Genomic DNA, 13,902 nt, shown 5'->3' on the forward strand with positions numbered 1-13,902 from the left:
GGTTAACCGTTTTGCCGCCTTTGGCGCCTAGAACAATCGCCATGATACTTGCTCCGACAAAAGCCGACCGCATCGCGCACCTGTCGCTGAAGCTGCTTGCGGCGATCAACGTGCTTTTGTTCCTGTCCTTCGTGGCTGTGGCGCTGCTCGCCTCCAGCCGTGCGCATGCCGAGGCGGTGACCTGCAGTGGCGCCGATATGCTTGCCGGCCTGCAGAAGAGCGATCCGGCTGCCTATGCTGCAATCGAAAAGGAAGCGGCAACTGTACCAAACGGCAAGGGCTTGCTTTGGAAACTCGAAAAGGCCGGCGAAAAGCCGTCCTGGCTGTTCGGTACCATGCATATGACCGACCCGCGTGTGGTGACCTTGCCTCCGGCTGCGCAGAAGGCATTCGACGGCGCCGATACGGTGATCATCGAAACCACCGATGTGCTCGACCAGGGCAAGATGATGGCAGCGCTGGCTAAGGAACCCGATCTGATGATGTTCACCGACGGCAAGACGCTGAATGCGTTCCTGTCGCCGGACGACATCAAGGTTCTCGACAAGGGCCTGGATGCGCGAGGCATCCCTGCGGCTTCGGTTGCCAAGATGAAACCCTGGATGCTGTCAGCGATGGTTTCACTGCCGGCCTGCGAGATGGCACGCAAGAATGAAGGAAAGCCGGTGCTCGACGTCAATCTGGCCGAACAGGCCAAAGCGGCGGGCAAGGATCTGCAGGGGCTGGAGACAGCCGCCGACCAATTGCGTGCCATGGCTTCGTTGCCGATGGAACAGCACGTCAAGGGATTGCTCGAGACGCTGAAGCTGGGCGACAGGATCAACGACGTGTCGGAAACGATGATCGTGCTCTACCAGCGCGGCGACATCGGCATGATCTGGCCGCTGTTTCGGGTGGCACTACCCGAAGCGGCAGAAGACGAAGAGGGCTACGCGGCCTTCGAGGAAGCCATGATCACCAAACGCAACAAGACCATGACCGAACGCGCGCTTCCGATCCTGGCCAAGGGAGATACCTTCATGGCAGTTGGTGCACTGCATCTGCCTGGGGCAGACGGGCTGGTCGAGCATTTCCGCAAGGCGGGATACACCGTTACCGCGGTCGACTGACTGCGCCCTCAGGCAACCCGCGACAGCATTGCCGGCACGATGATGCGGTGGAACGGCATCACGATCGCCAGATAGGCACGGCCGAGCAGATTGTGCGTGGCAACGAAAGTCGTGGCGCTGACCGACTGCCGGCCGCTGCCGAGCTCATCCACTTCGACCAGCAGCCGGAAATCGAGATGCCGGTCATCCAGGCCGAGAACGACGGTTGAGGGGCTTTCGTCGATCAGGGGAAAGAAACCGATCTGTTCCTGACCTGCCGGGATGTCGGTAGGCCCCGCCTTCAGGCCAAATGGCCGGACCATGATGTTGCGCAATGCCATCAGCCAGCGGATCCAGGCGGGCCGGCGCAGCATGACGCGTTCCGCTGCGGTGCGCGCGTCAAGGTTCTGTCCGTCTATCTCGATCGAATACCGATCGAAGAATTGCGCCGCCGGCAGGATGTTTTGATGTCTGGAGAGATCGTGCATGTCAGCCATCTCCTGTTGCTCCGATGGTTCCTACAGGTCCGGAGCAACTTCCATTCTAGCGCTGTCGCAGCCATAGAATCAGCTGACCAAATGTCGCTGTCGTGGAACCGCGATTGGTGCCGACAGTACAATTTTCATCAGTAAAAAGCCGGCTGTAGATTTCGAGGCCTCGATTTTACCCTGCCTGAAAGCAAAAAAGCTGGGCGATTTGCTGATTTTAGCGCCACTGTCGTTGTTTTGAAGCCTTGCGGCTTCTAGATTCAGCACACAATCACGCGTTGCGCGTCGATTGGCGTTGATTGATAACTTTCTCCCAGGAGGACTTCCATGGCGGATTCATCCAACAGCTCTCCAAGCTCTGGTGGTGGCGGCAGCGGCTGGCTGATCGCACTCGTTATCGTCGTTCTGGCCGTCGTCGCGTATTTCGTCTTCGGCCGCAGCGGCGGTGAGCATCCGGCGCCTGCCGAAGCTCCGGCGGCCAGCACGCCGGCTCCGGCTCCGGCAGCACCTGCGGCCGAACCGGCCAAGCCTGCCGAACCCGCGAAGCCTGCAGAGCCTGCCCCGGCCACTCCGGCCCCGGCAAACCCGGCTCCGGCTGCTCCGGCCCAGTAACCGGCAGCGTCATGAAACAGGACGGCCCGCCTCTCGGCGGGCCGTTTTCGTTTGTCTGGCGCAATTGCTGGAAACGTGCGTAGCGGTTTTCCGTCCGGATTGCGAAAAAGCAAAGACTGAGAGCGACGCGATGGCCGGCCGGCCTCAGCGATCCAGAGCATTTTGTAGCCAGGTGGATTCACTTGGCGTTACAAGAATGCGGCGAAAACAATAACTTAGAGCATTCCCCATTTCCGCTAAAAACGGAAACGCTCTAGAGGTGGATCGGCTTGAAGAAGGTGGCGAGCGCCGCTTCCTTGACCGCCTCAGACATGGTCGGATGCGCGTGGCAGGTGCGGGCGAGATCTTCCGAGGAGCCGCCGAATTCCATAAGCACTGTCGCCTCATGGATCATCTCACCGGCGCCGAAGCCCAGGATGTGTACGCCGAGCACGCGATCGGTCGCCTTGTCGGCCAGGATTTTCACAAAGCCGTCGGTATGCAGCATGGCGCGCGCGCGGCCATTGGCCGTGAACGGGAACTTGCCGACCTTGTAGTCGACACCCGCCTTCTTCAGCTCCTCTTCGGTCTTGCCGACAGAAGCCACCTCAGGGCTGGTATAGACCACGCTCGGAATGACGTCGTAGTTCACATGGCCGGCCTGGCCGGCAATGGTCTCGGCCACGGCAACGCCCTCGTCCTCTGCCTTGTGCGCCAGCATCGGACCAGCCACCACGTCGCCGATCGCATAGATGCCCGGCACATTGGTACGCAGATGCGCGTCGGTCTTGACGCGACCGCGTTCATCCACGTCGACGCCGGCCTCCTTGAGGCCGAGCGCGTCGGTGTAGGGCCGGCGACCGGTGGCGATCAGCACAGCATCGGCTTCGATGGTCTCTGCGGCACCACCCTTGACCGGCTCGAAAGTCACGGTCGCGCCCTTCTTGGCCTTGGCGACAGCCGTCACCTTGGCGCCGAGCTTGAAGTCGAGACCCTGCTTGGCCAGCATGCGCTGGAACTGCTTGGACACTTCGCCATCCATGCCGCCGAGAATGCTGTCGAGATATTCGACGACCGTGACCTTGGCGCCAAGGCGTGCCCAGACCGAACCAAGCTCCAGGCCGATGACGCCGCCGCCAACCACGACGAGGTGACCAGGCACCTTTTCCAGCGACAGCGCGCCGGTGGAAGAAATGATCACCTTCTCGTCGATGTCGACTTTCACGCCCGGGATGCCGGCAACGTCCGAACCGGTGGCGATGACGATGTTCTTCGCCTCGATCTCCTGGACCTTGCCGTCTTCGCCTGTAACGGAGACCTTGCCGGCCGACACGACCTTGCCGGTGCCGCGGAAGGCATCGATCTTGTTCTTCTTGAACAGGAAGGCGACGCCGTTGACGTTGGAGGCTACGGTCGCGTCCTTGTGCGCCAGCATCTTCTTCAAATTGAGCTTCGGTGTGCCGACCTCGACGCCGAGCGTGTCGAAGGAATGCTGTGCTTCGGCCAGCATTTCGGAGGCATGCAGCAGCGCCTTGGAGGGGATGCAGCCGATGTTGAGGCAGGTGCCGCCATAGGTCTCGCGCTTCTCGACCACGGCCGTCTTCAGGCCAAGCTGCGCAGCCTTGATGGCGCACACATAGCCGCCGGGGCCAGATCCGATAACGACGACGTCATAAGCCATGATCTTGTCCTTCCTGCCTGGCGGTCAGCGGCCGCCGCTTACGTTCACAATGGAGCCCGTCGTATATGATGCCTCGTCCGACAAAAGCCAGAGCACGGCGTGGGCGACTTCTTCAGCCTTGCCTTCGCGTTTCATCGGCACGGTATCGCGTATCGCTGCGACCCGTCCCGGCTGACCGCCGGAGGCGTGGATTTCGGTATCGATGATGCCCGGGCGCACGGCATTGACGCGTACGCCCTCATTGGCCACTTCGCGGGCAAGCCCGATGGTGAAGGTGTCGATGGCGCCCTTGGACGCGGCGTAATCGACATATTCGCCGGGCGAGCCGAGCGTCGCCGCGGCGGAGGAGAGGTTGACGATCGAGCCACCGCTGCCGCCGCGCAGCGTCGACATGCGCCTGACCGCCTCGCGGGCGCAGAGGATCGAGCCGACGACGTTGATGCGCATCATGCGCTCCAGCCGTTCGACGCTCATCTCGTCGACGCGCGCCTTGCGGTCGACGACGCCCGCATTGTTGACGAAGGCGTCGAGCCCGCCGAAGGTCCTGTCGACGGCCGCAAACATCGCGACCACGTCGGCTTCGTTGCCGACATCGCCCTTGATGGCAAAAGCCTCGCCACCGCCGGCCTGGATTTCAGCCACCAGCGCCGCGGCTGCAGCCTCATTCGAAGCATAGTTGACCGCCACGCGATAGCCAGCCTTGGCCGCGAGGCGGCACACGGCTGCGCCGATGCCGCGGCTGCCGCCGGTGACAAGCAATGCCTTTCCGGGAGCGGTCATTCCTGGCATCCCTTCAATGCAAAGACATCCCAGGGTAGCTTGGGCAGCTTGTCCTTGATGGCGGAGCGGCTGAGTTGTCCGGCGAGATCCGGGAAGATCAATGTTCCGGGTGCGTCCTTGTGCTCGTTGGGCATAAGATCGACAGCGCCGGCGGCATCCGCCGTGTAGATCACGCCCTCCCAGACTGTGCAGGCCGCGAGCTCCTCGCCGGTGACATCGCCTTCCGGGCACTGATGCATCAGGGTACCGTGCGGGCGCGCTGCATCGCTGCTCCACAGCACCACGCCGTCCAGCACGACATCCTTGCCCAGCAGCATCTTGAAGCTGTTGGTGGTGGTGGCCGAGCCCATGGTCGGGCGGAAGTCGATCTCAGCCACCTGCTCGCGTTCGCCATAGACGCCAAGCTCGATCGGACAGGCCGCCAGGGCTGGCGAAACACCGAACAAAGCCAGGGAAGAGATCATAGCAGGCAGTCGCATGGGATGCTCAGTTTGCCTGCTGCGTTGCGAGGCGTATGCCCAACCCGATGAAGATCATGCCAGTGATGCGGTTGAACCAGCGGCCCCATGCGACGAAGCGTTCGCGCACGGAGGCGACCGTGAAGAAGGTCGAGACGCCGACGAACCACAGGATCAGGGTCGCTGCCATCAGCAGGCCGTAGACAGCCTGGATCGCGGCCGGCGTGTCGTGGCTGACCAGCGCCGTGAACAGCGACAGGAAGAACAGCACCGGCTTCGGGTTCAGTGCGTTGGTGGCGAAGCCAAGCAGGAACAGGCGCAGCGTCGAAGGCGGGGCGGCCTGTGCGATCTGCGATTGCGCCTTTTCATCCGGCATCTCGAAGGCGTCGGCACGCAGCGATTTCCAGCCGAGATAGACCAGATAGGCGGCACCGGCCCATTTCAGCAGGCCGAACAGGAACAGCGACTGCGCGACGATGATGCCGATGCCGAGGATGGTGTAGCCGATGTGGAACAGCAACGACGCGCCGATGCCGAAACTGGTGACGATGGCCGCGCGGCGGCCGTGCACCAGGCTCTGGCGCACCACGAGCAGGAAATCGGCACCCGGGGAAACCACCAGGACCGAAAAGACCGCCATCAGGCCGAGAAACTCATAGACATAGTGCATCGATCGGAGCCCTTGTTATGGCCGGTCTAGGCCATGAGCCTGACCACCATCAGCGCCAGGCCGAGGAGGGAGACAAACCAGACCAGTGTGCGCAGAACCGGCACGCCGGCCGCGTAGAGGAATACATACACGATGCGCGCAACAAACCAGAGCCATGCACCGGTCGCGCCGAGGTCGCCGGTCTTGCCGGTGATCGTCAGCGCCAGCGCCAGGCCGACAAAGGCCGGATAGGTCTCCAGAAAGTTGCCGAGCGCGCGTTTCAGCCTGCCGGGCAGAACATTTCCCGGTTCCTTCGGCTGATCGCGCGGCCCGAGCAGATATTTTAGCCCGAGATCACTCGACAGGTCGAGTGACAGGGCCTGAACCAGAATATGGACGAGCAGGAAGATGACGCTCCAGCCGAGCACCCAGATTTCGGTCGATGCTGCTGCCGCTTCCATCATTCCTCCTGCCAATCACCTTTCCTGTCAGGCTATCAGTCTGACCAGCATCATCACCAGACCGACAATGGAAGCGATCCAGACGATGGTGCGTAACACCGGCACCGCGGTGGCATACAAGACGACATAAAGCACACGCGCGGCGATCCAAAGCACTGCTCCGGTGGCTGCGATGCCGCCGGTCTTGCCGGTGAGCGCCAGCGCCAGAACCAGAGCGATGAAGGCCGGGTAGGTTTCGAGCAGATTGTGCAGGGCACGCAGCAGGCGTCCGGCCAGCACACTTTTCGAGACGCGGGCCTCGTCGCGTGCGCTGAACAGATATTTCGGGCCGAGATCTCCGATGGCCGAAGCCTGTGCGATGACCTGAGTGAGCAGGAGCGCCGCGCTCCAGCCGAGAACCTGGACTTCCGTCGATGCTGCTACAGCTTCCATATTCCTTGTCCCCTTTTGTCGAGAGGCGCCTCGCGCCCCGCTACGTTCAGTTACAAGTGAAAGTCGTTTGCCGGCCGGTCATTTCGACCGGCCACGAAGAAAATCTTCCCTGAGCAGCAAATGGAGGCCTTACAGATCCAGCACGAGACGTTCCGGATCCTCCAGGCTTTCCTTGACGCGGACCAGGAAGGTCACGGCTTCCTTGCCGTCGACGATGCGGTGATCGTAGGAGAGCGCCAGATACATCATCGGGCGGATGACGATCTGCCCGCCGACCACCATCGGCCGTTCCTGGATCTTGTGCATGCCGAGAATACCCGACTGCGGCGCATTCAGGATCGGCGTCGACATCAGCGATCCGTAGACGCCACCGTTCGAAATCGTGAACGTGCCGCCCTGCATGTCGGCGACCGAGAGCTTGCCGTCACGCGCGGCAATGCCAAGGCGGCCGATCTCCTTCTCGATCTCGGCGATCGACATGGCGTCCGCATCACGCACGACCGGCACCACGAGGCCCTTGTCGGTGCCGACGGCCACGCCGATGTGGGCGTAGTTCTTGTAGATGATGTCGGTGCCGTCGATCTCGGCGTTGACGGCCGGGATTTCCTTCAACGCATGGGTCACGGCCTTGGTGAAGAAGCCCATGAAGCCGAGCTTCACACCATGCTTCTTCTCGAAGATGTCCTTGTACCTGGCGCGCAGGTCCATCACCGCCTTCATGTCCACCTCGTTGAAGGTGGTGAGCATCGCGGCGGTCGACTGCGCATCCTTGAGGCGGCGCGCGATGGTCTGGCGCAACTTGGTCATGCGCACGCGCTCCTCGCGCACCGCATCACCTTCGGCCGATTGCGCGCGCGGAGCTGCAGGCACCTTCGGCGTCTCGACAGGCTGCGACGGTGCGCCCTTGGCAATGGCGTCGAGCACATCGCCCTTCAGCACCTGACCGCGCTTGCCGGAACCAGAAACCTGGTCGACCGCGATGTTGCTCTCGGCGAGCAGCTTGGCGGCGCTCGGCGCCGGCGGCATGGTGCGCGCCTCGATCGGGCCTTCGCCGGCAACCTGGTTGCTCTGGGCGGCTGCTTCCTTGACGGTGGAGGCAGCGGTTGGCGCCGAAGCCTGGGCAACCGCTTCCGGCTTGGTGGCCGGCGCGCCCGCGCCGGCACCGATCGTGCCGAGCAGGGCGCCGACGCCGACCGTCTCGCCTTCCTTCACGGTGATTTCCACCAGAGTGCCGGCAGCAGGTGCAGGCACTTCCACCGTCACCTTGTCGGTTTCCAGCTCGACCAGCGGTTCGTCGGCGGCAATGGCATCGCCGACCTTCTTGAACCACTTGCCGATGGTTGCTTCGGTGACCGACTCGCCGAGTGTCGGGACTTTGATTTCGGTAGCCATGTGCCTGTCCGTTGTTGTCGGTTGGGTTCGGTATGTTAGATCAGAATGCCGTCTGGACGATCTTCATTCCGATCTAACTCTTTATTTCAGCATGATCTTTCCCGAAAACCGGTTCCCACTTTTCGGGATCATGCTCCAGCTTAACCGCCGAGCGCGTCTTCGAGGAGGGCGGCCAGCTGCGCCAGGTGCTTCGACATCAGGCCGGTGGCCGGTGAAGCGGCTGCCGGACGGCCGGTGTAGCGCACGCGCTGATGCTTGGCGTCGATATGGGCCAGCACCCACTCCAGATACGGGTCGATGAACGACCAGGCGCCCATGTTCTTGGGCTCCTCCTGGCACCACACCATCTCCGCGTTGCGGAAGCGGGACAGCTCTGTAATCAGCGCCTTGGCCGGGAACGGATAGAGCTGCTCGACGCGCAGCAGGTAGATGTCGTCGATGCCGCGCTTCTCGCGTTCCTCGTAGAGGTCGTAGTAGACCTTGCCGGTGCACAGCACGACGCGGCGGATCTTCGAATCCTTGACCAGCTTGATCGCCTGGTTCGGCAGCAGCTGGGCGTCATCCCACAGCAGACGGTGGAACGAGCTTTCGCCCGACAGCTCGGCGATGGTCGACACCGCGCGCTTGTGGCGCAGCAGCGACTTCGGCGTCATCAGGATCAGCGGCTTGCGGAAATCGCGCTTCAGCTGCCGGCGCAGGATGTGGAAGTAGTTGGCCGGCGTCGTGCAGTTCGCGACCTGCATGTTGTCTTCGGCGCAGAGCTGCAGGAAGCGCTCGAGGCGTGCCGACGAGTGTTCCGGGCCCTGACCTTCATAGCCGTGCGGCAGCAGGCAGACGAGGCCCGACATGCGCAGCCACTTGCGTTCGCCCGACGAGATGAACTGGTCGAACACCACCTGCGCGCCGTTGGCGAAGTCGCCGAACTGCGCTTCCCAGAGGGTCAGCGCCTTCGGGTCGGCCAGCGAGTAGCCATATTCGAAACCGAGCACGGCCTCTTCCGAGAGCATCGAATTGATGACCTCGTAGCCGGCTTGTGCGGGCGACAGGTTATTCAGCGGAATGTAGCGGGTCTCATCGCGCTGATCGTAGAGCACGGAGTGGCGCTGCGAGAAGGTGCCGCGCTCCGAATCCTGGCCGGAAAGGCGGATCGGATTGCCGTCGAGCAGGATCGCGCCGAAGGCGAGTGCCTCGGCGGTGGACCAGTCGATGCCTTCGCCGGTTTCGATGGCCTGGCGGCGGTTTTCGAGGAAGCGCGCAATGGTCTTGTGCGCCTCGAAATCCTTCGGCACCTCGGTCAGCTTCTTGCCGATTTCCTTCAGCGTCTTGACCGGTACGGCGGTCTTGCCACGGCGCAGTTCGTCCTGCTGGTCGGCCGAGCGCAGGCCTGACCACGCGCCGTCGAGCCAGTCGGCCTTGTTCGGCTTGTAGGCCTGGCCGACTTCCCATTCGCTTTCCAGATGCGCACGCCAGTCTGCCTTCATCTTGTCGAAGTCGGCCTGGGCAAGGTGGCCTTCGGCGATGAGGCGATCGGCGTAGAGCTGCACGGCGGTCTTCTGCGTGCGGATCTTGCGGTACATGATCGGCTGGGTGAAGGCCGGCTCGTCGCCTTCATTGTGGCCGAAGCGGCGATAGCAGAACATGTCCACAACCACCGGCTTATGGAACTTCATGCGGAATTCGGTCGCTACCTTGGCGGCGAACACGACGGCTTCCGGGTCGTCGCCGTTGACGTGGAAGATCGGCGCCTCGATCATCTTGGCCACATCCGACGGATAGGGCGAGGACCGTGAGAAGCGCGGGTTGGTGGTGAAGCCGATCTGGTTGTTGATGATGAAATGCAGCGTGCCGGCGACGCGATGGCCGCGCAGGCCGGAGAGGCCGAGGATCTCTGCGATCACGCCCTGGCCGGCAAAGGCGGCGTCACCATGCAGCAGCAGCGGCATGACCTTGGCGCGTTCGGCCAGCGGCACGATCTCGCCGCGCTCGCGGCCGGCGAGCTGGTCCTGCTTGGCGCGGGCCTTGCCCATCACCACCGGGTCGACGATTTCCAGATGCGAGGGGTTGGCGGTCAGCGACAGGTGCACCTTGTTGCCGTCGAATTCGCGGTCCGAGGAGGCGCCGAGATGGTACTTCACGTCGCCGGAACCCTCGACGTCGTCGGGGGCATAGGAGCCGCCCTTGAATTCGTGGAAGATGGCGCGATGCGGCTTCGCCATCACCTGCGAAAGCACGTTGAGGCGACCGCGGTGGGCCATGCCCAGCACGACCTCCTTGAGGCCGAGCTGGCCGCCGCGCTTGAGAATCTGCTCCAGCGCCGGGATCAGCGATTCACCGCCATCGAGGCCGAAGCGCTTGGTACCCTTGTATCTGACGTCGAGGAACTGCTCGAAGCCTTCGGCCTCGATCAGCTTTTGCAGGATCGCCCTCTTGCCTTCGGCGGTGAAGGAGATTTCCTTGTCGGCGCCTTCGATGCGGGCCTGGATCCAGGCCTTTTCCTCCGGGTCGGAGATGTGCATGAACTCGACACCCAGCGTCGAGCAATAGGTGCGCGTCAGAATCTCCAGCATCTGCCGGATGGTGCCGAATTCGAGGCCGAGCACATTGTCGAGGAAGATCGGCCGGTCGTAGTCGGCTTCGGTGAAGCCATAGTTCGCCGGCGACAGCTCGTTGTAGTCCTCGAGCGGGTTGGCGATGTTGAGCGGGTCGAGCTTGGCGTGCAGGTGGCCGCGCATGCGGAAGGCGCGGATCATCATGATGGCGCGCACGGAATCGCGGGTCTGCTGATGGACATCGGCCTCGGAGATGGCGACGCCATTGGTGGCGGCCTTTTCCTTGACCTTCTTCTCGATGGTCTTTTCGACCAGGCCCCAATTGCCGTCGAGCGCCGAAACCAGTTCGCCATTGGCGACCAGCGGCCAGGAAGGACGTGCCCAGGAGGCGCCCTTGGCGTTCTTCTTCACATCGGCAGCATCATCCTTGAGCGCCGCGAAAAAATCCTGCCATTCCGGATCGACCGATGCCGGATTGTCCTCATAGGCGGCATACAGCGCGTCGATGTAGTCCGCGTTGCCGCCATAGAGGAACGAAGTGAGGGAAAACTGGTCGTTGGCCTGATCTTGTCGTGCCATCTGCCTTATCGGAGCTTTGCTCCGTCTCCTTTGTGAAAGGGAGCAGGGCAACAAGGCAGTAGGGGAATATTTCGGTCCCGATGCCTTGCTGCCCTAATCCCTTATTCCCTTAACCCTTGATCGCCTCGACCAGCGTCGTGCCGAGACGCGCTGGCGACGGCGACACGCGAATGCCTGCCGATTCCATCGCTGCGATCTTGTCTTCCGCGCCGCCCTTGCCACCCGAGATCACCGCGCCGGCGTGACCCATGGTGCGACCGGCCGGAGCCGTGCGGCCGGCAATGAAACCGGCCATCGGCTTCTTGCGGCCACGCTTGGCTTCGTCCTTGAGGAACTGCGCGGCGTCTTCTTCGGCCGAACCGCCGATCTCGCCGATCATGATGATCGATTTGGTTTCGTCGTCGGCCAGGAACATCTCAAGCACGTCGATGAACTCGGTGCCCTTGACGGGGTCGCCGCCGATGCCGACGGCAGTGGTCTGGCCGAGGCCAACATTGGAGGTCTGGAACACAGCTTCATAGGTAAGCGTTCCCGAGCGCGAAACAACGCCCACCGAACCCTTCTTGAAGATGTTGCCGGGCATGATGCCGATCTTGCACTGTTCCGGCGTCAGGACGCCGGGGCAGTTGGGGCCAAGCAGCCGCGACTTCGAGTTCTCCAGCCGGGCCTTGACCCGCACCATGTCCAGCACCGGGATGCCCTCGGTGATGCAGACGATGAAAGGAACCTCGGCGTCGATCGCCTCGATGATCGCCTCGGCGGCACCTGCCGGCGGCACATACACGACCGAGGCGGTCGCACCGGTCCTCTCCTTGCCTTCGGCCACCGACGAGAAGATCGGCAGGGTCTCGCCCTTGGCGCCGGTCCAGGTCTCGCCCCCCTTCTTCGGGTGGATGCCGCCGACCATCTGCGTGCCGTAATAGGCCAGCGCCTGTTCGGTGTGGAAGGTGCCGGTCTTGCCGGTCAGGCCCTGAACCAGGATTTTGGTGTTCTTGTCGACGAGAATGGACATGCCCAACCTTTTTACGAGAGGGTGATGGAGGAAGGTGAAACGCGCCGGTAGACGCCGCTCACCATGTCTTGCCAGACGTCGCTGCCGGCCGCCTTGAATTCGAGGCGCATGCGGTAGCTGTCGGCGGTATCGAAATTGTAGGTCACACGCGCGGCACCGCGCGGCGAGGTCTTTACCAGCGCCAGCTCGTTGCCGCTCCAGGCCCCGGAAGCCGGCGTCGCCGGCACGAAGCCCATGGTGTCGAACTGATGCATGGTGCAGGCACTGCTCGGCTGGTCGAAACCGAAGACGTTGTGCGAAGCGAAGGACGCCTCGCCATCGCGGCTCTGCTGATAACGCTGCACCACGAACAGGCCGCCGAACTCGGGTGCGGCCATGATCTCGGCGGTGGCCTTGCCGGCCGGTGCCCATTGCGTGGCCGAAATCTCCTCCTCGCCATGCCACGCACCAACCAGCGCCTGCAGGCGCTGGTGGTCGGGTGACAGAGCGGGTGAAGATGCCGTGCTCATGGTCGAAGCCGTTTCAGCCTTGTGCCGTTCAGCCCTTGACCGCCGCCACGATCTTCTTGGCAGCGTCGTCGAGATCGTCGGCCGGCGTGACATTCAAGCCGCTCTCGCGGATGATCTTCTTGCCAAGCTCGACATTGGTGCCTTCGAGGCGCACGACCAGCGGCACTTTCAGGCCGACTTCCTTGACGGCCGCGACAACGCCCTCGGCGATGACATCGCATTTCATGATGCCGCCGAAGATGTTGACGAGGATGCCTTCGACCGCCGGATCCTTGGTGATGATCTTGAAGGCAGCCGTCACTTTTTCCTTGGAAGCGCCGCCACCGACGTCGAGGAAGTTGGCAGGTTCGGCGCCATAAAGCTTGATGATGTCCATGGTCGCCATGGCAAGGCCGGCGCCATTGACCATGCAGCCGATGTTGCCGTCGAGCGCGACATAGGCGAGGTCGTATTTGGACGCCTCGATCTCTTTCTCGTCCTCTTCGGTCTCGTCGCGCAGTTCCATCATGTCGGCATGGCGGAACAGCGCGTTGTTGTCGAACGACACCTTGGCGTCGAGCACGCGCAGGCGGCCGTTCTTCATGACGATGAGCGGATTGACCTCGAGCAGGCTCATGTCCTTCTCGGTGAAGGCCTTGTACAGCAGCGGGAACAGCGTTTCGCCGTCCTTGGCCGCCTCGCCCGAAAGCTTCAGCGCTTCGTTGAGCCTGGCGACATCGCCGCCGGTGACGCCCTTGGCAGGGTCGATCGCCAGCGTGACGATCTTCTCCGGCGTGTCGTGCGCGACGGTCTCGATGTCCATGCCGCCCTCGGTCGAAACGACGAAGGCAACGCGGCCGACCGAGCGGTCGACCAGGATCGACAGATAGAGTTCGCGGTCGATGTCGGCGCCGTCCTCGATATAGAGGCGGTTGACTTGCTTGCCGGAAGGGCCGGTCTGCTTGGTCACCAGCGTGTGGCCGAGCATCTCGTTGACGTTGGTGACCACTTCGGCGATCGACTTGGCCAGCCGCACGCCGCCCTTGGCATCGGCGGACAGTTCCTTGAACTTGCCCTTGCCGCGGCCGCCGGCGTGGATCTGGCTCTTCACGACATAGAGCGGTCCGGGCAGCCGCTTGGCGGCGGCTTCCGCGTCACCGGCCTGGAACACCGGCACGCCTTCCGCGACCGGGGCGCCGAACCCCTTGAGAACCTGCTTTGCCTGATATTCGTGGATGTTCATCTGGAACGGTC

The 13,902-nt window shown here is 62.8% G+C and carries 14 protein-coding genes; 2 read left to right on the top strand and 12 right to left on the bottom strand.

Going from position 1 to position 13,902, the window contains the following annotated elements; all coding sequences use genetic code 11:
• Positions 1 to 41: 41 nt before the first annotated feature.
• Entirely contained in the window at positions 42 to 1,109 is a 1,068-nt protein-coding gene (locus C1M53_RS11890; protein ID WP_129412433.1) for a TraB/GumN family protein, read from the top strand.
• An 8-nt stretch (positions 1,110 to 1,117) separates the two neighbouring features.
• Here C1M53_RS11890 and C1M53_RS11895 read toward each other — a convergent pair whose 3' ends face one another.
• Positions 1,118 to 1,585 (bottom strand): DUF2867 domain-containing protein, encoded by a 468-nt coding sequence (locus tag C1M53_RS11895; RefSeq protein ID WP_129412434.1) that lies wholly within the window; start codon positions 1,583 to 1,585, stop codon positions 1,118 to 1,120.
• A 318-nt stretch (positions 1,586 to 1,903) separates the two neighbouring features.
• Here C1M53_RS11895 and C1M53_RS11900 point away from each other — a divergent pair, with 318 nt between their 5' ends.
• A complete protein-coding gene (locus C1M53_RS11900; RefSeq protein WP_129412435.1) occupies positions 1,904 to 2,188 on the top strand; it encodes a hypothetical protein in 285 nt (94 codons plus the stop codon).
• 253 nt (positions 2,189 to 2,441) lie between these two features.
• On the opposite strand, the gene lpdA is transcribed toward C1M53_RS11900, so the two are convergent.
• The 11 genes from lpdA to sucC all read right to left on the bottom strand — a co-directional run bounded on the left by lpdA (position 2,442) and on the right by sucC (position 13,891).
• Positions 2,442 to 3,848, bottom strand: coding sequence for a dihydrolipoyl dehydrogenase (gene lpdA, locus C1M53_RS11905; RefSeq protein WP_129412436.1), 1,407 nt, complete (start codon positions 3,846 to 3,848; stop codon positions 2,442 to 2,444).
• A gap of 24 nt (positions 3,849 to 3,872) precedes the next feature.
• Complete coding sequence (locus C1M53_RS11910; RefSeq protein WP_129412437.1) at positions 3,873 to 4,628, bottom strand: SDR family oxidoreductase; 756 nt, start codon at positions 4,626 to 4,628, stop codon at positions 3,873 to 3,875.
• Positions 4,625 to 5,107, bottom strand: a complete 483-nt coding sequence (locus C1M53_RS11915) for a hypothetical protein (RefSeq protein ID WP_129412438.1) — start codon at positions 5,105 to 5,107, stop codon at positions 4,625 to 4,627. The genes C1M53_RS11910 and C1M53_RS11915 overlap by 4 nt, the downstream gene beginning before the upstream one ends.
• Positions 5,108 to 5,114: 7 nt before the next feature.
• Positions 5,115 to 5,756 (bottom strand): LysE family transporter, encoded by a 642-nt coding sequence (locus C1M53_RS11920; protein WP_129412439.1) that lies wholly within the window; start codon positions 5,754 to 5,756, stop codon positions 5,115 to 5,117.
• 26 nt (positions 5,757 to 5,782) lie between these two features.
• Entirely contained in the window at positions 5,783 to 6,199 is a 417-nt protein-coding gene (locus C1M53_RS11925) for an MAPEG family protein (RefSeq protein ID WP_348630044.1), read from the bottom strand.
• A 24-nt stretch (positions 6,200 to 6,223) separates the two neighbouring features.
• A complete protein-coding gene (locus C1M53_RS11930; RefSeq protein WP_129412440.1) occupies positions 6,224 to 6,628 on the bottom strand; it encodes an MAPEG family protein in 405 nt (134 codons plus the stop codon).
• Between the two features lie 129 nt (positions 6,629 to 6,757).
• Positions 6,758 to 8,020 carry a 2-oxoglutarate dehydrogenase complex dihydrolipoyllysine-residue succinyltransferase gene (gene odhB / locus C1M53_RS11935; RefSeq protein WP_129412441.1) on the bottom strand — a complete coding sequence of 421 codons (1,263 nt, stop codon included), beginning with the start codon at positions 8,018 to 8,020 and terminating at the stop codon, positions 6,758 to 6,760.
• A gap of 140 nt (positions 8,021 to 8,160) precedes the next feature.
• Positions 8,161 to 11,148 carry a 2-oxoglutarate dehydrogenase E1 component gene (locus C1M53_RS11940; RefSeq protein WP_129412442.1) on the bottom strand — a complete coding sequence of 996 codons (2,988 nt, stop codon included), beginning with the start codon at positions 11,146 to 11,148 and terminating at the stop codon, positions 8,161 to 8,163.
• 109 nt (positions 11,149 to 11,257) lie between these two features.
• Positions 11,258 to 12,160 carry a succinate--CoA ligase subunit alpha gene (gene sucD, locus C1M53_RS11945; RefSeq protein WP_129412443.1) on the bottom strand — a complete coding sequence of 301 codons (903 nt, stop codon included), beginning with the start codon at positions 12,158 to 12,160 and terminating at the stop codon, positions 11,258 to 11,260.
• An 11-nt stretch (positions 12,161 to 12,171) separates the two neighbouring features.
• Entirely contained in the window at positions 12,172 to 12,669 is a 498-nt protein-coding gene (locus tag C1M53_RS11950) for a DUF1579 family protein (protein ID WP_129412444.1), read from the bottom strand.
• Between the two features lie 28 nt (positions 12,670 to 12,697).
• Positions 12,698 to 13,891, bottom strand: a complete 1,194-nt coding sequence (gene sucC / locus C1M53_RS11955) for an ADP-forming succinate--CoA ligase subunit beta (RefSeq protein WP_129412445.1) — start codon at positions 13,889 to 13,891, stop codon at positions 12,698 to 12,700.
• Between the last annotated feature and the right edge of the window lie 11 nt (positions 13,892 to 13,902).

It is taken from the genome of Mesorhizobium sp. Pch-S (genome assembly GCF_004136315.1).
In the GTDB taxonomy this organism is placed as follows: Bacteria; Pseudomonadota; Alphaproteobacteria; order Rhizobiales; family Rhizobiaceae; genus Mesorhizobium.